General features: G+C 45.1%; 20 protein-coding genes and 2 tRNA genes. 15 read left to right on the top strand and 7 right to left on the bottom strand.

What is annotated here, in order from left to right; all coding sequences use genetic code 11:
* The first annotated feature begins 32 nt into the window (after positions 1–32).
* The 4 genes from MSG38_RS12725 (at position 33) to MSG38_RS12710 (ending at position 2,836) form a co-directional block, all read left to right on the top strand.
* Positions 33–260 (top strand): YejL family protein, encoded by a 228-nt coding sequence (locus MSG38_RS12725; protein ID WP_017068253.1) that lies wholly within the window; start codon positions 33–35, stop codon positions 258–260.
* A 28-nt stretch (positions 261–288) separates the two neighbouring features.
* A complete protein-coding gene (locus MSG38_RS12720; RefSeq protein ID WP_048611550.1) occupies positions 289–2,097 on the top strand; it encodes a DUF3413 domain-containing protein in 1,809 nt (602 codons plus the stop codon).
* 138 nt (positions 2,098–2,235) lie between these two features.
* Positions 2,236–2,326 (top strand) — tRNA-Ser (locus MSG38_RS12715).
* Between the two features lie 419 nt (positions 2,327–2,745).
* A tRNA-Ser gene (locus tag MSG38_RS12710) sits at positions 2,746–2,836 on the top strand.
* 75 nt (positions 2,837–2,911) lie between these two features.
* Here the strand turns inward: MSG38_RS12710 and MSG38_RS12705 are convergent.
* Together MSG38_RS12705 and MSG38_RS12700 are read right to left on the bottom strand one after the other, a co-directional pair.
* A complete protein-coding gene (locus MSG38_RS12705; RefSeq protein ID WP_248401965.1) occupies positions 2,912–5,038 on the bottom strand; it encodes a methyl-accepting chemotaxis protein in 2,127 nt (708 codons plus the stop codon).
* 193 nt (positions 5,039–5,231) lie between these two features.
* Positions 5,232–6,152 carry a histone deacetylase gene (locus MSG38_RS12700; protein ID WP_248401964.1) on the bottom strand — a complete coding sequence of 307 codons (921 nt, stop codon included), beginning with the start codon at positions 6,150–6,152 and terminating at the stop codon, positions 5,232–5,234.
* A gap of 105 nt (positions 6,153–6,257) precedes the next feature.
* On the opposite strand from MSG38_RS12700, the gene MSG38_RS23990 reads away from it, so the two are divergent.
* From MSG38_RS23990 to MSG38_RS12690, 3 genes are read left to right on the top strand one after another with little or no spacing between them, the layout of a single operon-like run.
* Positions 6,258–6,383, top strand: a complete 126-nt coding sequence (locus MSG38_RS23990; RefSeq protein WP_017063447.1) for a hypothetical protein — start codon at positions 6,258–6,260, stop codon at positions 6,381–6,383.
* Positions 6,384–6,408: 25 nt separating this feature from the next.
* Positions 6,409–7,092, top strand: coding sequence for an SDR family oxidoreductase (locus tag MSG38_RS12695; RefSeq protein WP_248401963.1), 684 nt, complete (start codon positions 6,409–6,411; stop codon positions 7,090–7,092).
* 7 nt (positions 7,093–7,099) lie between these two features.
* Positions 7,100–8,101: a DUF3080 domain-containing protein gene (locus tag MSG38_RS12690; protein WP_248401962.1), complete on the top strand. Its 1,002-nt coding sequence runs from the start codon at positions 7,100–7,102 to the stop codon at positions 8,099–8,101.
* Positions 8,102–8,119: 18 nt separating this feature from the next.
* On the opposite strand, the gene MSG38_RS12685 is transcribed toward MSG38_RS12690, so the two are convergent.
* The 3 genes from MSG38_RS12685 to MSG38_RS12675 all read right to left on the bottom strand — a co-directional run bounded on the left by MSG38_RS12685 (position 8,120) and on the right by MSG38_RS12675 (position 12,995).
* Positions 8,120–10,114 carry a DNA topoisomerase III gene (locus tag MSG38_RS12685; protein ID WP_108207988.1) on the bottom strand — a complete coding sequence of 665 codons (1,995 nt, stop codon included), beginning with the start codon at positions 10,112–10,114 and terminating at the stop codon, positions 8,120–8,122.
* A gap of 115 nt (positions 10,115–10,229) precedes the next feature.
* Entirely contained in the window at positions 10,230–10,778 is a 549-nt protein-coding gene (locus tag MSG38_RS12680) for an NAD(P)H nitroreductase (protein WP_017059376.1), read from the bottom strand.
* A gap of 207 nt (positions 10,779–10,985) precedes the next feature.
* Complete coding sequence (locus MSG38_RS12675) at positions 10,986–12,995, bottom strand: NADPH-dependent 2,4-dienoyl-CoA reductase (protein ID WP_059020197.1); 2,010 nt, start codon at positions 12,993–12,995, stop codon at positions 10,986–10,988.
* 279 nt (positions 12,996–13,274) lie between these two features.
* On the opposite strand from MSG38_RS12675, the gene sppA reads away from it, so the two are divergent.
* Together sppA and ansA are read left to right on the top strand one after the other, a co-directional pair.
* The gene (sppA, locus tag MSG38_RS12670; protein ID WP_048611534.1) at positions 13,275–15,125 is read left to right on the top strand and encodes a signal peptide peptidase SppA; all 1,851 of its coding nucleotides are present in this window, start codon (positions 13,275–13,277) and stop codon (positions 15,123–15,125) included.
* 118 nt (positions 15,126–15,243) lie between these two features.
* Positions 15,244–16,260, top strand: coding sequence for an asparaginase (ansA, locus tag MSG38_RS12665; RefSeq protein WP_019823767.1), 1,017 nt, complete (start codon positions 15,244–15,246; stop codon positions 16,258–16,260).
* Between the two features lie 143 nt (positions 16,261–16,403).
* Here ansA and MSG38_RS12660 read toward each other — a convergent pair whose 3' ends face one another.
* Positions 16,404–16,685 carry a DUF1315 family protein gene (locus MSG38_RS12660; protein WP_010437067.1) on the bottom strand — a complete coding sequence of 94 codons (282 nt, stop codon included), beginning with the start codon at positions 16,683–16,685 and terminating at the stop codon, positions 16,404–16,406.
* A gap of 113 nt (positions 16,686–16,798) precedes the next feature.
* On the opposite strand from MSG38_RS12660, the gene MSG38_RS12655 reads away from it, so the two are divergent.
* The gene (locus tag MSG38_RS12655; protein WP_048610482.1) at positions 16,799–17,605 is read left to right on the top strand and encodes a DUF2989 domain-containing protein; all 807 of its coding nucleotides are present in this window, start codon (positions 16,799–16,801) and stop codon (positions 17,603–17,605) included.
* Between the two features lie 175 nt (positions 17,606–17,780).
* Here the strand turns inward: MSG38_RS12655 and msrB are convergent, their stop codons facing one another.
* Positions 17,781–18,218 carry a peptide-methionine (R)-S-oxide reductase MsrB gene (gene msrB, locus MSG38_RS12650; protein WP_019823761.1) on the bottom strand — a complete coding sequence of 146 codons (438 nt, stop codon included), beginning with the start codon at positions 18,216–18,218 and terminating at the stop codon, positions 17,781–17,783.
* Between the two features lie 319 nt (positions 18,219–18,537).
* On the opposite strand from msrB, the gene gap reads away from it, so the two are divergent.
* The 5 genes from gap (at position 18,538) to MSG38_RS12625 (ending at position 25,033) form a co-directional block, all read left to right on the top strand.
* Positions 18,538–19,533 carry a type I glyceraldehyde-3-phosphate dehydrogenase gene (gap, locus tag MSG38_RS12645; RefSeq protein WP_017059382.1) on the top strand — a complete coding sequence of 332 codons (996 nt, stop codon included), beginning with the start codon at positions 18,538–18,540 and terminating at the stop codon, positions 19,531–19,533.
* 242 nt (positions 19,534–19,775) lie between these two features.
* Positions 19,776–20,660 (top strand): D-hexose-6-phosphate mutarotase, encoded by an 885-nt coding sequence (locus tag MSG38_RS12640; RefSeq protein WP_248401961.1) that lies wholly within the window; start codon positions 19,776–19,778, stop codon positions 20,658–20,660.
* 299 nt (positions 20,661–20,959) lie between these two features.
* On the top strand, positions 20,960–22,996 hold the full coding sequence (locus tag MSG38_RS12635; RefSeq protein WP_048610479.1) for a methyl-accepting chemotaxis protein: 2,037 nt from the start codon (positions 20,960–20,962) through the stop codon (positions 22,994–22,996).
* Positions 22,997–23,188: 192 nt separating this feature from the next.
* Positions 23,189–24,004 carry a 23S rRNA (guanine(745)-N(1))-methyltransferase gene (rlmA, locus tag MSG38_RS12630; protein WP_248366469.1) on the top strand — a complete coding sequence of 272 codons (816 nt, stop codon included), beginning with the start codon at positions 23,189–23,191 and terminating at the stop codon, positions 24,002–24,004.
* A 75-nt stretch (positions 24,005–24,079) separates the two neighbouring features.
* Entirely contained in the window at positions 24,080–25,033 is a 954-nt protein-coding gene (locus tag MSG38_RS12625) for a ChaN family lipoprotein (protein ID WP_050633715.1), read from the top strand.
* The last annotated feature ends 103 nt before the right edge of the window (positions 25,034–25,136 follow it).

Genomic DNA, 25,136 nt, shown 5'->3' with positions numbered 1-25,136 from the left:
AAGCCGCTTTTACTATCATTATTAGAGTCCTTATGCCGATTATATCTAAATACACAGATGATCAAGTTGAAAAAATCCTAGCTGAAGTAGGTGCTGTACTATCTAAGCACAAAGCTTCGCCAGAACTTTCACTGATGATCGCTGGAAATATCGCAACCAATGTCTTAAATCAGAATGTTGCTGCTTCACAACGCAAAGGAATTGCTGAAAAATTTGCCGAGGCTTTAATTTCTTCTCTTGAAGATAAAAAGTCTCACTAAATTTGATTGACGGATAAAAGAATTATAAATGGTAGACAGCGCAAACTCATATAGCGATCGTGTATCTCGACTGGTTGGTTGGGGTCACTGGTTTGCATTTTTCAACATCATTGCTGCGATGTTGATTGGTACTCGTTATATTACTCAATCTGCTTGGCCAGAAACCTTGCTAGGTCAATTCTATTTGGCTGCATCGTGGGTTGGTCATTTTGGCTTTTTAGTGTTCGCGCTCTATCTATTAGTGCTGTTCCCGCTCACTTTTGTTCTTCCGTCGAGGAAGTTATTACGTTTGGTTGCCGTTATCTTCGCGACCATAGGTTTAACTGTCCTGTTGATTGATACCCAAACGTATCAAAATATAAACCTCCACCTGACGCCTGTCGTGTGGGAGGTTTTATTCAGTGGAGAGGAATCTGCATTCACGTCTGATTTGCAGCACCTATTCATTGTTATGCCATTTATCTTCTTACTACAGCTTGGTCTGTCTGAGTGGGTTTGGCGTAAGCAGCGTAAACTGTCTCATAAACACATTGGCCGTCCGATTACTGCCGTCTTCTTCCTGTGTTTCATCAGCAGCCACTTGACCTACATGTGGGCTGATGCGTATTTCTATAACCCAATTACTAGCCAGAAAGCGAACTTCCCACTGTCTTACCCAATGACAGCGAAAAGCTTTATGGAGAAACATGGCCTATTAGACCGTGAAGAATACCTTGAGCGTTTAGAAGCGAACAAAGAGAACGTAAACCTAGTTAGCTACCCGCTAGAAAAAATTCAATACAACCGCCGCAGTGATGATCTTAATATCCTGATGGTGAGTGTGAACAACCTTCGCTCTGACGCACTTAATGCGACAGCGATGCCAAACAGCTATGCCTACGCACAACAGTCGATCAACTTCACCAACCACTACAGTTCAAGTAACGATATGTTTGGTATTTTCGGCTTGTTCTATGGCCTACCGAGCAGCTACGCAAGCAGTATCGAAGCTCAAGGGTCAAGCGCAGTATTGCTCGATGTTTTAGAGAATCACGATTACAAGTTTGCTGCTTTTAGTGGCGACAACTTTAGCGATGCACTGTACTCGGATATTATCTTCCGAGGCCGTGATGTGATGCCAGAGCAAGCAACTTATGATGACCAGAGTGCAATAAAAGCTTGGTCTGACTGGATTCAATCACCGCAAGCTAAACGCCCTTGGTTTAACTTTATTGAACTAACTACACTGGATAACTTCGCCAGCTACGATTCAAGCTCAGAGTCGGACTCTACGCTAACAACAGCAGAGCGTTTTGCAGCAGATTATCAAAAGTCTGCGACAGCGGCCGATGATCAGTTAGCAACTATCTACGCTGAACTGGAACGCTTAGAGCTCGCCGACAACACAGTGGTTATCATTACCTCCAACCACGGTACTGAGTTTAACGAAACCAAAACTAACAGTTGGGGTGCAAACTCCAACTACAGTCGTTATCAATTACAGGTGCCACTGTTTATCAGCTGGCCTGGTAAGTCTGCTTCTGAATACACCCACCGTTCTAGTCATCTAGACGTGTCAGTAACACTGATGCAAGAGCTATTGGGTGTATCTTCGAACCCAACGGATTTCAGTAGTGGTCGCAGCCTGTTTAATGAACGTAACAGAAAGTGGATTCTCGCGGGCGACTCTCGTGAACTTGCGCTTGTTACTGATCAACAAACAACGGTGCTAGATAAATTTGGTAACTACAAATTGTACGACCAGAATTACAAGCGCCTGAAAAACGTAAGCCCTCGCTTACCTGTATTGATGCAAGGCCTGACTGAGCTACAGCGTTTCTACACAAAAAATGACTAAATAATCAGCAAACAGAAAAGGGAAGCCAATGGCTTCCCTTTTTTATTGCCGTGAATGATTAGAAAACAAGCAACAAAACAAAATTATGAAAATTAAGGGTTTACAAGATCCTCCGCCCCTTATATTATTCACGCCACTGGAGGGATGGCTGAGTGGTCGAAAGCACCGGTCTTGAAAACCGGCAACCGTTAATAGCGGTTCTAGGGTTCAAATCCCTATCCCTCCACCACATTAAAGAAAGCCGCTGAGAAATCAGCGGCTTTTTTGTATCTGAAGCTTATCTAAAATATAAAGCTCATCTAACAAGACTCTCTACAGTCCCAGTTTCAAACTCATTCACTTTATACCTAGTTTTAAATTCCAAGCTCACCGTTCTAAACTAAAAGTTCATGCACCTAAGCCACTCCCCTCATAACTTTGCCTGCAAACCAATTAGATACTTTCTTTTTTGATGGCACGAAAACACTTCAGGTATAACAAAAGTTGGTAATACTTGGCTTATTGAATATTAGATTTTGTCTGCGTCTTAATAAATCGAACAACAAATAATCATTCAGAACAAAAACACCGAAAAGCGTTCATAAAAAAAGCAGTCAGTTAATAAGGGTATTTACAAGCGAAAGCCACCCTTATATTATACGCGCCATTGGAGGGATGGCTGAGTGGTCGAAAGCACCGGTCTTGAAAACCGGCAACCGTTAATAGCGGTTCTAGGGTTCAAATCCCTATCCCTCCACCACATTAAAGAAAGCCGCTGAGAAATCAGCGGCTTTCTTGTATCTGGCGTTTGCGTAAAGAGCTTACGTATTTTCCACTACGCCACCTTTCGGCTCACTTCAAAGCGTCCAATCAATTGGTCTAAGCGGCTCAATGCATTGCCCATCAAAGAAACTCGACGTGCGAGTTGCTTAGTAGACAGTTGTAAGTCAGATATTGAACGTTGGGCTTTATCTGCCGTTTGTCCATTTTTCTGACTGTTTTCATCTAAGTTAGACATCGTGGTAAAGAGATCACTCACCGCTGCTTGAATTTGTTCACTGCGAGCATTTGAGTCGACTGTTAAGTTTCCTTTACTCACATTCTCAACGCCTCGCTCCATGGACTCAACAGCACTGCGAGACTTACTATGCAGCTCTTTCATTAGGTCACTAATATGATTAGCGGCTTGTGAAGTACGATCAGCCAGAGTTCTTACTTCAGAAGCGACGACAGAGAACCCTCTCCCGTGTTCACCTGCTCTTGCCGACTCGATGGCCGCATTCAAGGCCAAAAGGTTAGTCTGCGCGGTAATGTCAGTAATGATATCTATAATGTCAGACACCTTGGTCATTTCATTATTCACCTCATTCACGCTATGCGCCGAGCTTTCTACGATATTGCGAACAATCTCCATGCCTTCGACAGACTGGTTGTATTCCTTTTCCGCGCTCAGGACGGCTTGTTTCATCACCGTATCCATTTGCGTTGCTGAGACACTCGCATGAGTAATTTCACTCTGTTGATGCTGACTCAACTGAAGCATATTGCTTAACGCTTGTGATGCATCATCACTGGTTTGCTTCATCACGACACTGCGACGAAACATCGATTCAGAAACCTCTCTAACTTCGTGACTCGCATGGATCAACTCACTCACCGTGTTATCTAAATTGTCGATAAAACTGTTAGTCCAGCGCCCTAGGTTGCCAAGTTCATTATGACTGAATGTGGTGGGATCAAGTTTCCGACTTAAGTTGCCATCACCTTCGGCTAAGGTCTGCATTACCCCGGTCATTTCGTGAACCTTCTTCGCTAGTGGTTTAGCGCTAACTAACCGGAATAAGCCCAATGAAAGCAAGGCGCAAGCGAACATAATACCGCTCTGCATAACAGGTGTGAGCGTATAAAGGTTGGCAAACAATAATGGAACAAATAGAGGCAGTAGCATGCAGCTGATGAAGTGTTTAGATAAGGTATAACTTAGGCTTCGATCTCTGTAGACCTCTTCTAAATCGGACTCACACATCATACCAAAGGTATCTGGTGAGCCATCCAATTGAAAGGTGATACCTTTACCGATAACCGGTATATGGCGATAGTCGGAATACCCCGGATAACCGATAAACAGGTTATTGCCATTTTTAATGGTTTCTCTTACGCCTGGGTGAAGCTGATTAGTGGCTGGGTCCGTAAAGCGAATCTCAAATTCGGTGTGGTGCTGAATCTTAACCGTTCCCCAATCCGTATGAATCCCTTGCTTTAAGTTCTCTCCGTGTGAAAAGGTATTATCTTCAAAGCGAGAACGAGAGAGCGCAACACCCGGCTGAGTATGAGGATCATGAATGGAGTCGACCATAAAGATATAGTTATCACCCGACTCGCTATAAATATGCCCCGCTTCTCTCTGAATAATGTCACCAATAACATCATTTGGAACACGACCACATAAGAACTGTTGTGGCCCTTCATCCCGAGAAAAGGGGACATAAAACATCAACGTCACTTGGTCATGAAACGATGAACTCGACGCCCCTACGTTCAACGTGCGTTGATCCATATACGGCCCATGAAGATAACGCTTTGAAGCCCCTTCAACTAAAGCCTTCTTGTCTCCAAGAGTAACCCCAATATGTTCATGATAACTCGATGCTTGTGCGACCCCCTTGGCATCGACGATCGCCAATTCAGAAAAATCCGTACTGCGTTTAAGAAGGCTAGCTAACGTCCCCTGAGCTTGTTCTTCCGTTCGACTTGCTAAATAAACCGCAGAGTCTTCTAAAAAATCCCATTGATTCTTGACCCAGTTATGCAGAAGTTGAACTCGCGTGTGAGCAATACTTTCAAAAGCTTGTTCAAGCTCCTCCGTCCTACTTCGATTGAGGAAACAAGCTCTGCGCATAGCCAGTTTTCCTGTTGCGCCAAACCAATTAAGCCAACTACGTTCCTTGTCCGTCAGGTTCATTTTTATCCCTTGTGTTTTTATAGACACATGGGTAAAGCAATTTACAGACCACAATTAATCACACAAATACGTAACTAATTAATAAAAAAGCACTTTATATGAATCACAATGGTGCAACCGTGTCTTTTATGGTGCAAGATACGCTTATTTCACACCATCATTTCAATGAGCTATCAGTCGCTAATTTGAGAGGTTAACTGTAAACATGATAAGCCGCTTTTAACAGCTGCATGTGAATCGGCACCAGATCTTGGTGTTTAGTACGGTACCCGCCACCGACTACGCAGGCCATCGGAATAGACTCTGATTTCGCTAATTCAATCATCAAACAGTCGCGCTCAAATATCCCTTGTGTCGAGACATTCAAATAACCCAGTTCATCGTCTTGATGGATATCGATCCCCGCATCATAAATAATCAGATCAGGTTGATGGTGAGCAATCGCTAACTTAGTGACTTGTTCAAAACAACGTAAGAACTCTGCATCTTCTGTTTCACGACTTAACGGCACATCTAAATCGGATAGTGGCTTTCGTGCAGGGAAGTTTTTATCGCAGTGGAACGACAGAGTAATGATGTCGTCGTTCTCTTGGCAAAGAGTTGCTGTGCCATCACCATGATGAACGTCGCTATCAACGATCAGCACTTTATCGATATGTTCAAAGGTCAGCGCGTGTTTTGCCGCTAAAACCAAATCGTTCAACAAACAAAAGCCACTGCCAAAATCATGATGCGCGTGATGATAACCACCACTCAAATGAATCGCTAAACCACTCTCTATTGCCATTTCAGCGGCCAAGCAGGTTCCACCACTTGAGTAGAGTGTTCTCTCAATAAGTTGCTCGCTCCACGGGAAACCGATGCGTCTCATTTTAGCCGCAGGCAAATTACCAGACACGAGCAAATCGACATATTTGCTATCGTGTACTTGTTTTACTTGCTCAACCGAAACGGGCGTTGGTTGGCGCACTTCAAATCTGCTCTTCCATCGAGGTTCACTATCCATCAGCGCCTCAACAGCACTATGCAACAACTGATATTTGTTGATTGGGTAACGATGACCTTCGGGTAAAGGTAATTGTGAATAGATTGGGTGGTAAATTAAAGGAATCATAATCAGGCTAATTGCGTATCTTTCTCAAAATCATAACAGTCTCAGACTTGGCGACAACCCTAATTAATGATAATGATTATCATTAATTAGGGAAAAGAGACAACAATGAAAAACGTAATACTCATCTTTGGGGTGATCTGCGGCTCAGCGGCAGCAGTAATGATTTTTGTAGGAATGCTAATGGCCAGTTGGTGGAGCGTTGATTTTCTCGTGTTAAGCCATCAAACTTAACTAATTGAACTAAAAAGGAATCACCATGAGCGTTATTTTCATTACTGGAGCAAATCGCGGCATTGGCTTAAGCCTGACTCAACAATACTTGGAAGGTAGCCACAAGGTGTACGCGACTTATCGTGATGCCAATTCAGCAAAAGAACTGCTCTCTCTCGCAGGCCACAACAGCAATCTGACCTGCATTCAATTAGAGATAACCGATTACCAAGCGGTGAGCCACCTCACATCGCAAATAGAGTCGATTGATATCTTGATCAACAACGCTGGCTACTATGGTCCTAAAGGTTATGGCCTGGGTAATACCGATGTCGAAGAGTGGCGTCGTGTATTCGAAGTCAACACCATCGCTCCGCTCAAGCTTGTCGAAACGCTATTGCCTTTATTAGAAGGCAGCGATATCAAAAAGGTCGCTTGTTTATCCTCTAGAGTCGGCAGCATGACCGAGAATACCTCAGGCGGCGGTTACATCTATCGCTCCTCTAAAGCCGCTCTAAACTCCGTGGTGAAGAGCTTAAGCAACGACTTAACCGATGGCTTTACGGTGTTAGCACTGCATCCAGGTTGGGTACAGACTGAAATGGGAGGGCCAAACGCTCTGATCGACACCGACACCTCAGCTTCTGGCCTTATTAAAGTCATCGACTCAGCGAATATCGAAGTAAGTGGTCACTTCTTCAATTTCGATGGCAGCGAAATAGACTGGTAATCCACAGATGAATGCAGGGCATCTCTCAAACCTAGTTAAGCACTCAACGCTGTTTTGTCTGACAGTGATGCTAGCTGGCTGTTTCAGTGATGGTCCCGGCGACTTGTTCGACGACTATCAAACCAAGATAGCTAGAGTACAAGATGCTGACGAGATAAAAGAGGAATGGGAATTTGAAAGCCTACCGAGAAAACGAGAACTGCTTCTTGACGTGCCCTCACTCTCTATCGGCCTCATCGACAGCTACCAGCTTCGTCAATGTGGACTGTTCAATCTGATAGCAGAAAGAAATTCGGTTCTGGGCAAGGTCGCGGATGAGTTTCGTAATTACGATTATCAAGCCGCGCTACTTGAAGGTGTGGGTAAATGTTTATCCAGTAATGAATTAGACCCAGAGATCGTAGAATTACTAAGAGAAATTGAGCAACAGAAACTCGCACAGTTTCCACTGCATCAATGGAATCTCATCTATGCCAGTGATGCGATGCAGTCACAAATGCGGGGTAGTCAGTGGTTACGCGCTGATATCGGCGATCAGGTACGACAAACCAGTGATGCCTTACAACACATCAATCAAGCGTTAAACATTCCGCTCGTTTCCGGCAGAACCACTGAGGTTCAAGAAATCTTAGAGAAGAGCTCTACGCTCGGGGATTTATACTACTCGCTCACGCGAGCTTCGGCCGAACTTGATACCATCACCAAACAGCTGACAACTTTTGATGACAATATCATCTGTGGTAAACAACGAGACACGACCAAGTTTCGTTATCTCAACAATGTATTCGAGCAACAATACATAGGTAAGGTTCAGCCTTACATGGCGCAACTGGATGGCTACTATCAGCAGTTAGCCCCGCAACTAGGAATGTTTGACGCGCAACCTGAACTGCACAGTTATTACTTTCCCATTCAAGATGCACATCAAGCTTTTCGAGCATCAACTCGTCGCCATGTGGACTATTGGCAGCAGCTGTTTAAGCGCTGTGGCCGTAAAGTTGGTCGTTAATCCTAACCTCAATAAGTCTTAGCTTTTGGTGCTCTTTTTAGCGGAAGTTCCTTTCTTAGCATACGTACCTGTCTTGGCATAAGACTTCTTCGCACCACCGCCTTTACGGCGTTTGAACGCAGGTCTCTCGACTTTAGGAAGATGGCGCAGAGACTCAGGAACTTCGCCGGTTTTTACCTTGCCCATCAAACCATCAATCTTGCTTTCTAACGCTTGCATGAAAGGCTGATACGCTTGATTTCGTTCTGCCATGCCTTGCAGCTGGTGCTCCCAATGTGCCGTCATGTCTGGAAAGGTAGAATCCTCAGGTAAGGCATGAATCAAGCCTCTGCCCGCAGGGCTACTGTGAATACTCTTACCTTGGCGCGTTAGCAGTTGTCTTTTGAATAAAGTATCGAGAATACCCGCACGGGTGGCTTCTGTGCCAAGGCCATCGGTCTCTTTCAAAATGGCTTTGAGATCTTTGTTCGCAACAAAACGCGCGATACCTGTCATCGCTTGAAGCAATGTCGCTTCCGTGAAGTGTTTTGGCGGCTCTGTTTTCTTATCACCAATCACGCCTTCACGACACGTCAACACCGTACCTTTATCCAATGGAGGAACCGTATCCGTGCCATCGCCTTTTTCTTCGGTATCCGTTTTACCCATCAACACCTTCCAACCGGGGTTGATAAGCTGACGTCCTTTCGCAATGAACACGCCACCAGCGATATCAAAGACCAGCTTAGCATCAGCAAAAACGGCAGGTGGGTAGAATTGCATCAGATACTGACGAGCGATTTGCTGATAGATTTTCATCTCGTTGGCAGACAGGCCGTTCACCGATGATTTCTTCGGTGTCGGGATTATTGCGTGGTGAGCATCGACCTTACTGTCGTTCCATGCTTTGGATTTAAGAGAAAGATCCGCACCTTGAGCGCCACTTTGCAGCTCTTTCGCATTGTTAGCGATAGCATCAACGATCGATTCTCGCTGCGAGTAGTGCTCTTTGGGTAGATAGCGGCTGTCAGAACGTGGGTAAGTGATGAGCTTGTGCTTCTCGTACAAAGACTGACAAGTGTCCAACACCTGCTGAGCACTCATACCAAAACGTTTAGACGCATCAATCTGCAAAGCTGACAGCGAGTAAGGCAGTGGCGCAGCTTGTTTACTTTGCTTTTGCTCTGATTCCGTCACCGTCGCGGGTTGATTCGCAATTCGGTTAGCCACGTTCTCAACCAGCTTTCGATTGAGCACGCGCCCTTCTTCATCTTGCCATGGCTTACATGCTTCACTCGGTTTCCAACGCGCACGAATATCAAAGCTCTGGCCGTTATTTTGATAAGGGATCAAAGCGTGCAAAGTGAAGTAATCTTTCGGAATAAAGTTTTCGATCTCTTCATCGCGCCTTACCACCAAACCAAGTACAGGCGTTTGTACTCGACCGACCGACAACACACCTTGATAGCCAGCCTTTTGACCAAGCAAGGTATAAGCTCGAGTCATATTCATGCCATACAGCCAGTCAGCTCTAGAGCGCGCTAAAGCCGAAATAGACAGTGGAATAAAGTCTCGGTTGCTGCGCATTTGAGAGAGCGCACGCTTCACAGCAGGTAAGTTCAAGTCGCTGATCAATAGCCTGTCCATCGACTCTTTTTTGGCCTTAGACACCTTGCAGTAATCGATCACTTCATCCACCAGCAACTGCCCTTCTCTATCTGGGTCTCCCGCATGGACAATTTGGGTCGCGTCCTTCAATAGCTTTCGGATCACCGTGAGCTGTTTGCTTGACGTCTTACGCGGTCTTAGTTGCCATTGCTCCGGCACGATAGGAAGATCGGCTAAGTTCCACTTCTTATAACGGTCATCATAAGCATCTGGCTCAACCTGCTCCAATAAGTGTCCAATACACCAAGTCACCACATCTCCATTACCACATTTAATAAACCCTTGGTCTTTCTTTTGTGGATTAGGTAGTGCGGCGGCGATCGCGCGGCCTAGGCTTGGTTTTTCAGCAATAATAAGGCGAGACATGTTTTTCCAGATGCTACAAACAATTAGGGCCACATTATCTAATGTGGCCCTAATAAATCAAGAAAAACTGGTTGTTTATACAGTTAGCATTCCACTATTCAAGCTTCTACTTTCTTTACAAGAACTCAACGAACTTAGAGAAGTCGCGTTCTGGTACCTTCATTGGTGTACAGCCTGGAGTACCTAAATAAAGGAAGCCAACAATTTCATCGTCGCCTTCTAGGCCAAATGCTTGATGTACTTCTGGGTGGAACATCCATTTACCTGAGCGCCAAAAGCCTTGGAAACCTTGTGCGACTGCGGCCATTTGCATCGCCTGTGCCGCGCAACCTGCAGAGAGGTGTTGTTCGATAGCAGGCACTTTCTCGTGCTCGGTGACTTTTGCAATCACGGTGATCACCATTGGAGCTCGGAACGGCGCTTTTTTTACTTTCTCGATAACCGCTTCTTCGCTGTCATCCGCTTCAGCGGCGCGCACCAAGATGTCTGAAAGCTTTTGTAGGCCTGAACCTTGCGCGATAACAAAGCGCCATGGTGTTAGTGCACCGTGGTCTGGAGCACGCAACCCTGCTTTGATGATGTTTTCTAACGCCACACCTTCAGGTGCCGGATCAGAGAGTTTTGCGATTGAGCGTCTGTTGAGCAATAGATCCAAAGCATCCATTTGAAGTCCTTACTATTTCTTTATTATTTGTATACTTGAACTTTAGCACAGAATACAAACGATAATAAATCTCAACGGCTGTCCATTTAGGCTCGATTAGAAACAATAAAGGCTCCTAAATCTATGACTTAGGAGCCTTGTTCAAAATCTAACTCAGCAAATCAAGTAACAATATCCACCGATAAAATTACAGTTTGACAGCTGATTCTATAACTTAATCGCCAGCTCAACACCTTGTCGAATCGCACGCACGGCATCCAGTTCACCTGCGTAATCGGCACCGCCTATCACATGCAGTTTGCCACCAAACTCTTGCCACATATCTTCGAATGGACGAACTGACACCTGACCTGCACATACGATAACCGAGTCAGCATCGAGCACCTGCTCTTTCTTACCGACGCTGATATGCAGACCTTTATCATCAATCTTGTTGTAGCTTACGCCGCCTAAAAGGTTTACACCGCGTTTTTCTAGCGTGCGCTTATGAATCCAACCAGTAGTCTTGCCCGGACCTTTACCAACACGACCCGCTTTACGTTGCATCACCCAAACCGTTTTGTCACTGAATGAATCAGGGTAAGGGTAAAGTCCGCCTGGGTGTTCCATATTCTTATCGATGCCCCACTCATGCAGCCAATCGTCTAGGCTGTGAGAGGTAGGCTCGGTTAGCATGGTTGCCACATCGACACCAATACCACCAGCACCAACAATCGCGACCTTTTCGCCTACTGGTGTCTTTTCGCGAATCAAGGTTTGGTAGTCGACCACGTTTTCTTGGTCGATGCCCTCAATATCGAGCTTTCTTGGTTCAACACCCGCAGCCATCACCACTTCATCGTACTTCAACAACATCTCAAACGTTGCTTCAGTATCCAGTTTCAGGTTCACGCCTGATGCATCGATTTGGTTAGCAAAGTAACGAATCGTTTCTCTGAATTCTTCTTTACCCGGAATCTGCATTGCCAATCTAAACTGGCCGCCGATACGGTCATTTTTCTCAATCAGATCAACATTATGCCCACGCTGCGCTAGTGTCGTCGCACAAGCTAAGCCTGCAGGGCCTGCACCGACAACCGCAATGGTCTTAGTGGCTTGAGCAGGTTGAACAACAATTTCAGTCTCGTAACAAGCTCGTGGGTTAACCAAACAGCTCGCACGTTTACCTTTAAACACGTTATCTAAACAAGCTTGGTTACAACCGATACAGGTATTGATGAACTGAGCTTGGTCTTGAGCGGCTTTATTAACAAAATCCGGGTCTGCCAAGAATGGGCGAGCCATTGATACCATGTCAGCCTGTCCTGAACTAAGAATGCGTTCAGCCTCTTCTGGTGTGTTGATTCGGTTACAAGTCACCACTGGGATCGACACATATGGTTTCACTTTTTCCGTCACCCAAGAGAATGCGCCTCGTGGTACTTGCGTCGCGATAGTCGGAACACGAGCCTCATGCCAACCAATACCAGTGTTGATGATAGTCACGCCCGCTTCTTCTAGCTTCTGAGCCAAAAGAACAACATCTTCAAAGGTGCTGCCTTGCTCAACCAAATCAAGCATCGACAATCGGAAAATAATAATGAAATCCTTGCCCACCGCTTCACGAATCGATTTAACGATCTCTAGCGGGAAACGCATACGCTTCTCGTAAGAACCGCCCCACTCGTCGTAACGCATGTTGGTACGTTTACAGATGAATTGGTTAATCAAGTAACCTTCCGAGCCCATGATCTCAATGCCGTCATAGCCCGCAACCTGAGCTAGCTCTGCACTGTTGGCAAAGGCACCGATGGTCTTTTTAATTTGGCGAGGGCTCATCTCACTCGGAGCGAACTTGGCGATAGGCGCTTTAATGCCAGACGCACTTTGCGCGAATGGGTGCATCGCATAACGACCGGCATGCAATAGTTGAAGCGCAATTTTACCGCCGTGCTTGTGGACGGCTTCGGTAACAACTTGGTGAGCTTTTGCGTGCTTCACTTTACTGAATTCAGCACTGAATGGGGTTAATCTGCCACGTAAATTAGGAGAGAAACCACCGGTAACAATAAGGCCAACGCCTCCTTTTGCTCGCTCTTCATAAAACGCGGCGAGTTTGTGTAGGCCTTCTTTATTTTCTTCTAAACCTGTGTGCATTGATCCCATCAATACACGGTTACGTAACTGAGTAAATCCAAGATCGAGTGGTTCAAGTAAATGTGGGTACATGGCAGACATCACTTCTATTATTTTATCCTTGTGGTCTGACCACAGTATAGTTCAATTACCAAAAGTTCAAACAACCGTTTACATTTTTGTAACACCGATCATAGTGCTGAAGGTATTAATCGTTCAGAACCCCTTAATTTGACTACACTTAATGAGAATATATATCGATTAACAATTCTTGGTGTAGTTTGAGCTTGGGAATTATCGTAGGATACTAAGCAGTTCATATTATTGAGATTAATGGTACTACGGCTTGTTAAAGCGACGTGATCTCACTGCGGAGACAGAATGAAAAAAATATTCAAATTTATAGGCATGATCTTTAAAGGGATTTGGAAGCTCATTACGTTTGTACGTCTTGCGCTGGTTAACCTAGTCTTTTTACTCAGTATCGCCATCATCTACTTTGTGTACTTCCATTCAGATACAGCTCAACCGACGGTTCCACAGGATTCGGCTTTAGTGCTTAACCTGTCTGGCCCTATTGTGGAACAAAGTCGCTATATCAATCCGATGGATTCAGTCACAGGTTCACTGCTTGGCAAAGACCTTCCAAAAGAGAACATCCTGTTTGATATCGTTGAAACGATTCGCTACGCAAAAGACGATGACAAGGTTACAGGTATCGTTTTAGCACTCAAAGAGTTGCCAGAAACCAACCTGACTAAGCTACGCTACATTGCTAAAGCGTTGAATGAGTTCAAAGCAACAGGCAAACCAATTTATGCGGTGGGTGACTTTTACAACCAAAGCCAATACTACCTAGCCAGCTACGCAACTAAGGTATTCCTATCACCAGATGGTGGGGTTCTTCTTAAAGGCTATAGCGCTTACTCGCTTTACTACAAAACGTTGTTAGAGAAACTAGACGTAAACACGCACGTGTTCCGTGTGGGTACTTATAAATCAGCTATCGAACCTTTCATTCGCGATGACATGTCAGACGCAGCGAAAGAGTCCGCTTCTCGTTGGTTGAGCCAACTATGGGGTGCGTACGTTGATGACGTCAGCAACAACCGTCAGATCGATGCTAAAACACTGAACCCAAGCATGGACACCTTCTTGAAAGAGCTTGAGTCTGTGGACGGTGACATTGCAAAACTGGCTGAGAAACTTGGCTTAGTGGATGAGCTAGCGACACGCCAGCAAGTTCGACTAGAGCTTGCCGATGTTTTCGGCAGTGACGGCCAAGACAGCTACAACGCGTTTGGTTACTACGAATACCGTGCAACCATGCTTCCAGACATGACCAGTGAATCTCACGACGTTGCCGTGATTGTAGCGAGCGGCGCAATTATGGATGGCAAGCAACCGCGTGGCACCGTTGGCGGAGACACCACAGCAGCCCTACTGCGCCAAGCACGTAACGACGATAAAGTGAAAGCCGTTGTGCTTCGTGTCGATAGTCCAGGTGGCAGTGCCTTTGCTTCAGAAGTCATTCGCAATGAAATAGAAGCGATCAAGCAAGCGGGTAAGCCGGTTGTTGTGTCGATGTCGAGCCTTGCTGCTTCAGGCGGTTACTGGATCTCGATGGGGGCGGATAAGATCTTAGCTCAACCAACCACACTAACGGGTTCGATTGGTATCTTCAGTGTTATCACCACCTTCGAAAAAGGGCTGAATGATATTGGTGTCTACACAGATGGCGTTGGTACCTCACCTTTCTCAGGTCTTGGTATTACAACTGGGCTTAGCGATGGCGCGAAAGACGCGTTCCAAATGGGCATTGAAAACGGATACCGCCGATTCATCAGCCTAGTTGGAGAAAATCGCGGTCTAGAAGTCGATGCTGTCGACAAGATTGCTCAAGGTCGAGTTTGGACAGGTCAAGATGCGATTCAGAAGGGCTTAGTCGATGAGATTGGTGATTTCGATGATGCGGTTGCAGCTGCGGCTTCACTTGCAGAGCTTGAAAGCTACAACATCTACTGGGTAGAAGAGCCACTTTCGGCCACTGAACAATTTATTCAAGAATTTATGAACCAAGTTCAGATGTCGATAGGCCTAGATATTCAATCGATGATACCAAGCAGTTTACAGCCTGTTACTCAGCAGTTAGCTCAAGATAGCCAGCTGTTAGGCAACTTTAACGACCCACAAGGCCGATACGCTTTCTGCTTAAATTGCCAAGTTCAATAAGTTGAGCCAATAACTCAATGACTAAGGGGTACCTCTGTGTGAGGTGCCTCTTTTTATTGCATGATAATTCGCTATAATCGCCCCCCTGTTCCCTACATCACACTAAGTATTAATCGCCATGGAAAGAAAACACATCTATATCGCGTACACCGGCGGCACAATTGGCATGCAGAAGTCTATTGACCACGGCTATGTTCCAGTCGCAGGTTTCATGGATAAGCAGCTAGCTGGCATGCCTGAATTCCATCGCCCAGAGATGCCTGAGTACACCATTCACGAATACTCTCCATTAATGGACTCTTCAGATATGACGCCACTTGATTGGCAGACTATCGCTGATGACATTCGCGCGAACTACGATAAGTACGATGGTTTCGTTATCCTGCATGGCACAGACACTATGGCTTACACTGCCTCTGCACTGTCTTTCATGCTTGAAAACCTCGGCAAACCTGTGATTGTTACGGGCTCTCAGATCCCATTAGCAGAGCTTCGTTCAGACGGACAAGCAAACCTGCTGAATGCGCTACACATTGCAGCAAACTACCCAATCAACGAAGTGACACTGTTCTTCAACAACAAGTTGATGCGTGGTAATCGCAGCACAAAATCACACGCAGATGGCTTCAATGCGTTTACGTCTCCAAACCTGAATCCATTGCTAGAGGCGGGTATCAATATCCAACTTAGCAATAACGTAAAGGTAAACGAACAACCTGAAGGTGCTTTCAAGGTTCATAACATTACTCCGCAACCTATCGGCGTAATCACAATGTACCCAGGCATCTCACACGAAGTTATCCGTAACACGCTATTACAACCTGTTAACGCGATGATTCTGCTTACTTTTGGTGTGGGTAACGCACCACAAAACCCAGAACTGCTTCAGCACCTGAAAGATGCCTCAGAGCGCGGTGTTATTGTGGTGAACCTAACTCAATGTTTGGCTGGTAAAGTCAACATGGGTGGTTACGCGACGGGTTGTGCACTAGCAGAAGCGGGCGTTGTCAGTGGTTACGATATGACACCAGAAGCGGCACTGGCGAAGTTGCATTATCTATTAAGCCAAAACCTAGGCTACGAAGAAGTGAAGGCTCAGATGCAACAAGTATTGCGCGGTGAGATGAGCTTATAACCGGTTCAAGGATTCACGTTAAACCCAATTATTCTATGAAAGTAACGGCGGCTTAACGTGAACTAAATCGTTTTATTGCTTATAAATAAACGAGTTAAACTAAAAGGGGTGGCACATTGCCACCCCTTTGTTGTAATTTAAGCTTAATGATTCGGGTTAACCCTAACAATGTCTTCTTGATCTGACTTAAACTGTTTCTTTAGTTCAGACTTAGATTTAAAGCTAATCTCACCACCAGCTGCAATCGTCATATGTTGAGCTTCAGAGTTATGTTTAGATTGGTATAACATAACCGCTTGCATACACGAGTCGCGCTGTTCTTTTGAGAGCGCCGTACCTTCTGGCCATTTACCCGTTTCAACTGCGTAGGTTAAACGTTCGTAGACCTCGGGTGTCATTGCGCTAAGAAGTTGTTCTGCATCCATGGTAAAGCCTTAGTTTTAACAATTTTCACCAGAAAATAACCCGTAACAGAATTGAGTCAAGAACCTGACCAATAATAAGTGCATCTGATCACAAGTGAAGGAATATGAAAATTATGAAATGGTTGGCGATTAGCCTATTGCCTTTCACTCTGGTTGGGTGTCTTGAAGGGAACAAAAATACCGATCAACTGTGCCAAAGCAACCCGGGTCTTCAATGTGAACAATTGAACATGAACGATGGGCAATGTCGTGTCGCACGTACCGACCTCATCTGGCATCGATTTGAAGTTCAGAAGCAACCCACCGAAATCAACAAAATTAAAGAATTCGAATTAGTCACTGCCTACAAAAAGTGCCTAGAACTCGCGGCGCAGATCGAAACGATCGATCAATCTAAGCTGCAAGAACGTCGCTTTACCTCTTTAATGCACAGTATCGAAGAGTCTGAGCGCATTGTTAATGAGCTATCGAAATCCGATACACCGGAAACGCTATACTTCTTGTGGTCGCAAACTGGGGACACCAACGCCAGACGCAGTTTCCTACAACTAGAAGGCACTGAAGCGTTAAACACAGCTGAGATGCAATATGCCTTGGCAACCTTCTATACTACCCGCAATCATATAAAGACACTTAAGCTACTCAATAATGCGTTAACGCTTTCTAATGGCTCGGCAGCCAACACTGAAATCTTCAAGTCGATGGCCAGTATCAACCACAGCCTGGGTCATATGGAAAAAGCGTACGTTTGGGCAATGGTTGCCAAAGACTTTGATGTGCCGATTGCTTCTGAAGCCGAGCTCACGGTGTTGTACCATTTCGACAAAGCAACCTATAAGAAGCTAAATAAAGACGCAGACAACATCGTCGAAGCGATTGAGGATGGAATTTACAGCCCTTCAATCGTCCCGAGTTACTGATCGCTTCATTTATAGTGTTCTTACTTAAGCTTCTTATTCACCTGCTTTCAAATAAAAACAGCTACCTTTTTGGTAGCTGTTTTTATTTGTACTAGAGTTAAATCTGAAATCTTGGGCGTTTCAGCATTCCTAAATCGACAAATGCGACCTGTAAGGATTAGACAATAGTTACAAGTTATTTCGTACTTTCGTCATTTTTGTTGAAAATTAACGACACTGAATTAACACAGAACCGTTCACCTGTGGTCTTCGGACCATCAGGAAAAACGTGACCTAAATGACTATCACAGGCGGTACAACGGATCTCTACACGCTTCATTCCGTGACTTAGATCTTCTATATAGCGTACTGCTTCATCATTCACTGGGGCATCAAAGCTTGGCCAACCACACCCAGAGTCATATTTGTTATCCGACAGAAACAAAGGGCTTTCACAGCATGTACAGCTATAGACGCCAGTCTTATGGTTGTGCAGTAACTTACCGCTATATGGGGCTTCAGTACCACGTTCACGACACACTGCAAATTCGTCGTCTGTTAGGCGTTCACGCCAGTATTCATCAGGCTTTATCATATTTCCTCCCTTTTGAATCACGTTAATATCTCTCCACATTCTCAGTTATTATATTTACTTTTTTCTATAAAGGCTTGCATATCAGTCGTTTTGTAGCACATACTTTCTCACCAGGAAACATTGTACATATACACTCATAAGTGAATCATCATTTAGGGGTATTTTACCCAACTGGAAGGGTACAGAGCCACTTGCAATGGTCAATTTTCAACCACTTACACCCAATTGTTAAGAAAAGCGTCGCTTTTTTTTGACATTAAACAAGTTAAGTCGGATTATCTATTGCAGATGTATACTGGATTCTGTAATTTTACTACCAGTTATCTTTAATCAGAAATTAAGTTGTGGAGCAACTACAATGACTATCAAAGTAGGTATTAACGGTTTTGGCCGTATCGGCCGTTTCGTATTCCGCGCAGCTCAAGAGCGTGCAGACATCGAAGTAGTAGGTATTAACGATCTAATCGACGTAGAGTACATGGCATACATGCTTAAGTACGACTCAACTCACGGCCGTTTCAACGGTACTGTTGAAGTTGAAGGCGGTAACCTAATCGTTAACGGTAAAACTGTACGTGTTACAGCTGAGCGTAACCCAGAAGATCTTAAGTGGGATGCTATCGACGTAGACGTAGTTGCTGAAGCAACTGGTCTTTTCCTAACTGACGAGACTGCACGTAAGCACATCACTGCTGGCGCTAAGAAAGTAGTTCTTACTGGTCCTTCTAAAGATGCAACTCCAATGTTCGTAATGGGCGTTAACCAAGCATCTTACGCTGGTCAAGACATCGTTTCTAACGCTTCTTGTACTACTAACTGTCTTGCACCTATCGCTAAAGTACTTAACGATAAGTGGGGCATTGAGTCTGGTCTTATGACTACAGTTCACGCTACTACAGCAACTCAAAAAACTGTAGATGGCCCTTCTGCTAAAGACTGGCGCGGTGGCCGTGGTGCTTCTCAAAACATCATCCCATCTTCAACTGGTGCTGCTAAAGCTGTAGGCGTTGTTCTTCCAGAACTAAACGGCCTTCTAACTGGTATGGCTTTCCGTGTACCAACTGCTAACGTATCTGTAGTTGACCTAACAGTTAACCTAAAAGAAGCTGCATCTTACGAAGAAATTTGTGCTGCAATGAAAGAAGCTTCTGAAGGCGAAATGGCTGGCGTTCTTGGTTACACTGAAGACCAAGTAGTATCACAAGATTTCATCGGTGAAGTTCAAACTTCGGTATTCGATGCTAAAGCTGGTGTTGCTCTAACTGACAAATTCGTTAAAGTTGTATCTTGGTACGACAACGAAATCGGTTACTCAAACAAAGTTCTAGACCTAATCGCTCACATCTCTAAGTAATTTCTTTTTAGAAATCGCTTTAGATAAGCATTAGCGAAGACTGTTTTGAGCAGACTTTGAAAAAGGCGACCTTAGTGTCGCCTTTTTAATACCTGCTATCTTTTAAACCGCGTCTGCCTAAGCCTATCAAGATAGCCCAAATGCAAAATTCAATTCTAATACTGACTCTGTTTATCACTCATGAAAACACAAGCATCACTCTAGTCAGCATTTGAATTCAATTTCCTTAGAAGGATCATGTAATGGATTTATCTACTCTACCTGCACTAGCGGTACTTTCTGACAACGTGACTATCGTTGAACACGAAGGTGTAAAACTGGTTCGCATTATCCACGATAAAGCAAACGCAGCGATTTCACTGTTTGGCGGCCATGTGGTGTCATTCCAACCGCAAGGTCAAGAAGACCTGATTTGGATGAGCCAACAAGCTAAATTCGACGGTAAAACGGCTCTGCGTGGTGGTATTCCAGTATGTTGGCCTTGGTTTGGTCGCATTGCAGCACCAGCACATGGTTTTGCCCGTTCAAGTGAATGGCAATTGGTTGAGCACCGTGAAAGCGAAGCTGGCGTGATTGTAAGCTTAGGTCTGAAGCCAAGCGAAGAGACGCTAGCAGTATGGCCTCATCAGTTTGATGCACGTTTGAATGTTGAGATCGGCGAGCAGCTAAAAGTAACGCTGAACGTGAAGAATACTGACTCTCAACCATGGACTTTCTCTGGTGCACTACACACTTACCTAAACGTTGGTGATATTCACACCACAACCACAACAGGTATGGGTGCTGAGTACATTGATAGCCTGCAAGGTGGCAAGATCTGCCAAGGCGGTTCTGAACTGGTACTGACCGACACAATTGACCGTGTTTACACGCAACCAGAAGCGCAAATCTTTGTTGCTGACAAGAAGCTAAACCGCACGCTAACAGTTGAAAACCACGGTCATAACTCTGCAGTACTGTGGAACCCGTGGGCTGAAGGCGCTGCTGGTATGGGCGACATGCAGAACGACGGTTACCTAACCATGCTGTGTGTTGAATCAACGCTGCACGCACCAAGCCTAGAAGCAGGCAAAACGTTACAGCCTGGCGAAAGCCACCAGCTGATTACCATGATTGCCTCAAACTAGCTCTCTAACTAGTTTAATTACAAACAAAAATGCAGCTCATTGAGCTGCATTTTTTATTGCCCCTAACCTCACACGCATCGCCTAGTAATCAATGCTTTAGAACAAGCCTATTAGTCCATCACCTCTTTGTTCAACCCCGCACCATTTAGCTCTCATAACTCTAGTTTATAAATATAACTATCAATTCATTAATTATTATCAATCACTGCCGATAAATAATTACCTATGATAGAAAGCTCAATAACAAACTTCCTTAAAACCACTTAACAACACCTCAATGAAGACAGGATAGTGAATTCATGTTCGAGAAATACAAAAATCAAAGTGTTGGCTTCCAACTTAAGTTGGTCATTTTGCTGTGCTTGCTTATCGCCTTTGGCTCCATTGCGACACTCGTATATAGAAATGCCTCTCAGGTGTTATTAGACAACACGTTAAAAGAACACCAATCCAAAGTAGAAGCGATGGCCAAAACCATCTCTGGTCAGTTCGATGCCTACCTGCATACCGCCAAAGTTTTAGAATCCACTTTTCGCAACGGTTACCTAGCAGGTATTTATGTTGAAAGTTATGATGTTGAGTTCAACGGTCATTCCATTCCTAACATGACTCAATACGGTGAGAGCTTAATCAACGACACCAAACTGGTTGATAGCTTTACTCGCGACACCGGCGCCGTAGCGACCCTATTTGCCCCATTTGGCGACGACTTTATTCGTGTGTCGACTTCTCTTAAAAAGCCATCAGGCGAACGAGTCGTTGCGACCACGCTAGGGAAAAATCATCCAGGCTATAGCAAGCTCAAGAATGGCCAGCCTTATTACTCTCAAGTTAAGCTCTTCGGCCAACGTTACATCACCTACTATGCGCCTTTGACCAATGCTCAAGGTAAAGTAAACGGTGTCTCTTTCATTGGCTTGCCAGTAGAAGAGGCAACTCAAAGTCTGTTTGAATCTTTACGCTCTGTATCATGGGGTGACACCGGATACACCATCATTGTTGATAACGAGAAAGAGCATCAAGGCCAGTACTTACTGCACCCTACTAACGTTGGCGGTGGTAAATCGATTGTTGACGTGGCTGACTACGACGGCAACAAACCTTTCTATCAGATCTTTGAACAGCAATCCGGTTTGATTCTCTACCCTTTTGAGTACCAAGGGACGGTAGGTGAAAAATATCTCGTCTACACTGAAGTTTCTGGGTGGGATTGGAAACTGCTTGGTGGGACTTTTATCAAGGAAGTGACCAAGGGCAGTGATGAACTGTTGAAGCTCATCGCTATTATTGCCACCTTGATTGCTGCCGCCACCATCGTCGCGTTAACCTTCGTGTTGAACCGTACACTGACGCCACTAACGACGTTAAACGAGTACATGCTACGTCTAGGAAAAGGCGAAGTAAGCCTGCATATTCCAAACAATGGTAAGCAGACCAAAAACGAGATCAGCAATCTGAATACCGGTGTTGCGAACATGGCAGCCCAGCTGAACACACTCGTGGGCGAGATTCGTGCAACCAGTGATCAAGTACAGAACAGCTCAAGCAGTGTGTCACAAGATGCCAGCCACAACTTGAGTCAATCTGATCGCCAGCAAGCACAAGTTGAGCAAGTCGTTACTGCCATAGAAGAGATGGCCACCTCCGCTGAATCAGTAGCGCAGCAGGTAAACAGCATTGCGGAAAATGTTCGCCTTGCCAATGAAGACAGCCAGAAAGGTTTAGAAGTCGTTGAAGGTGTGTGTATTGATGTTGCCCAACTGAATGATCAATTAGACAAGTCAGCATCGGCTATCGAGCAAGTAAGCTCTGATAGCGAAAGCATTCAAACCGTCACCAAGATGATTGATGACATCGCAGAGCAAACCAACTTGCTTGCATTGAACGCTGCGATTGAAGCGGCACGAGCGGGTGAACAAGGTCGTGGTTTTGCCGTTGTTGCTGATGAAGTAAGAACGCTCGCTCATAGAACACAAACATCAGTACAAGATGTAGTGAGCATCATCGAGAAGCTAAAGTCTTCGACCCACAATGCCGTAAACCTTATGACGCAAAGCCAATCGAACGCCAACCAAGTACTCGATAAAGCGCAAGAAGCAGGCACCGCACTAGAGTCGATTGCTTCTCAAGTTGAATCTATTGCTTCTCAAGCTGAAACCATTGCTGCGACATCAGAAGAGCAAGCTCAGGTTTCTCAAGAGATAGCAGCGAACGCGCATGCGATCAGCGACTTGAACCAACAAAGCCGTGAAACCAGCGCTAAGACCTCACACAGTGCTGATGAACTTCAGAAACAAGCGGAATCGTTGAAGAATCAAGTTAACTTCTTTAGCTAAAAGCTGAGTTCTCTGTTTTATCAGCGACTCGCTCATAACTAATAGAGCCAACCATTCGTTGGCTCTATCTCTTCACTGACTGGTTCTATCTACTCTCGGATTGCCGTTAACCAACACAGCTGCGTTTATTCTAGCGCCCCACTATGCTTCCTGTTAAAATTTTGGACTTGAAATTTCTACCTCGAGTTCGCAATGACTTACCAATGCCCTTTGTGTCACCAACCTTTATCTCAAAACGATCGTACGTTTAAGTGTGAAAAGAACCATCAGTTCGACCTAGCGAAAGAAGGCTATGTCAATTTGATGCCTGCGCACCACAAACGCTCAAAAGATCCAGGTGACAACAAAGAGATGATGCAGGCACGTCGTCGTTTCCTTGAAGGTAACCACTATGACCCAATGCGCCATGCGGTGGTGACATTGTGTTCTCGCTATCTACCAGCTGAGGCACCTAGCCTATTGGATATTGGTTGTGGCGAAGGGTATTACACCAACGAAATTGCTGTGAATCTTCAAGAAAAGAATGGTGCGACTTTTGGCCTAGACATTTCTAAGATTGCTATCAAATACGCCGCTAAACGCTACCCTGCTGTCGACTTCTCAGTTGCATCAAGTCATCGCCTACCCTTTGCTGAAAGCAGCTTAGACGGCATTCTACGCATTTATGCGCCTTGCAAGGCTGAAGAGTTACAACGCACCATCAAAGACAGTGGTGTGGTGATCACCGTGACACCAGCTAGCCGACACCTGTATCAACTGCGTGATGTAATTTATGATGGCGTTCGTTTGCACGATGAAGATCCAGAAGTGATCGAAGGTTTTACGCTTGAGCACCAAGAGCAACTAAACTATATGATGGAACTATCGGGGTCAGATGCATTCGACCTGCTACAGATGACGCCGTTTGCTTGGAAGGCGAGTGAAGAGTTTAAACAACAACTCACCGAGGCAGAGCAATTCAACTGTGAAGCTGACTTTATGCTGCGAGTGTACCGCAAACAAATTTAATTGATATTGATTATCGTTTGCATTGAAATCTTATCTTGCCTCCTTTAGTATGCGTGTTCTTCAAGGAGGCATTTCATGCAACGTATTATTCTTATCGGATTAGCTACTCTTCTCACGGCTTGTGCTAGTCAACCTGCAAAAGACACTTCTCAAAAAGTGGCTCAAACGGAATCCGTTTCCACATTCTATGACTACCAGTTCGCTTCTCCACAAGGCGAAACACTTTCTCTCGATGCATTACCCGAGCAGCTGATTGACGCTGATGTGGTTCTAATTGGCGAATGGCACACGCATTCTGCCATTCACCGCTTCCAAACCGACTTCTTAAAAGCGCGCCGCAACGCAACATCAAACATTGCGCTTTCAATGGAACAATTCACTCGAGAGCACCAAGCCACACTTGACCAATACTTAAACGGCGAAATTGGCGAACAAATTCTCATGTCTCAAGCGGCAGCTTGGCCAAATTACGAAAGTGATTACCGCGCGTTAGTTGAGTTCGCAAAAGCCAACGACGTCGATGTTATTGCGGCAAATGCACCAAAGCCATTCGTGCAGTGTATTGGCCGTAAAGGATTGCCTTACCTAGACCAATTATCGACCGAGCAACGCCAATGGATTGCTGCCGAAGTGAATACTGGCGATAGCCCTTACAAAGAAAAGTTCATGGCTTCTATGCACCACGGTACGCCAGAGCAAACAGAAAAACAGTTTGCCGCTCAGGTAACCTGGGATGAAACCATGGCTGAGTCGATTGTGGATTACCTAGCATCAAACCCTGATAAACAAGTAATTCATGTGGCTGGCAAGTTCCACACCGAGGGTGGTTTAGGGACGGCGGCATCAATTCTACGTCGTAACCCTGATTTGAGAATCGCCATCATCAGCCCAGTTGAAGAGGTTTCATCAGATAGCAATGACTACCAGCTAAAAGTACTTTCGCCGCCGGCTCGCTTTGTTAAGAAAGAGAACCGAATGAAGGCATACAAGCACCTGTCAAAACGCAGCGCTAGCCTAGAGTGTGAGTAAGGTCTGTTGATCCACTCTTCTAAGCTAAAGAGTCGATGGGCTAATCCTAGATAATTAGCCCATCGTCAAAACTTGATCACGTTCCCGTCATTCATCCTAACTC

It is taken from the genome of Vibrio sp. 1CM24A, from assembly GCF_023161725.1.
Lineage (GTDB): Bacteria > Pseudomonadota > Gammaproteobacteria > Enterobacterales > Vibrionaceae > Vibrio > Vibrio coralliirubri.
The sequence above is the reverse complement of the archived record's forward strand: the minus strand, read 5'-3'. Positions and strand labels throughout refer to the sequence as shown.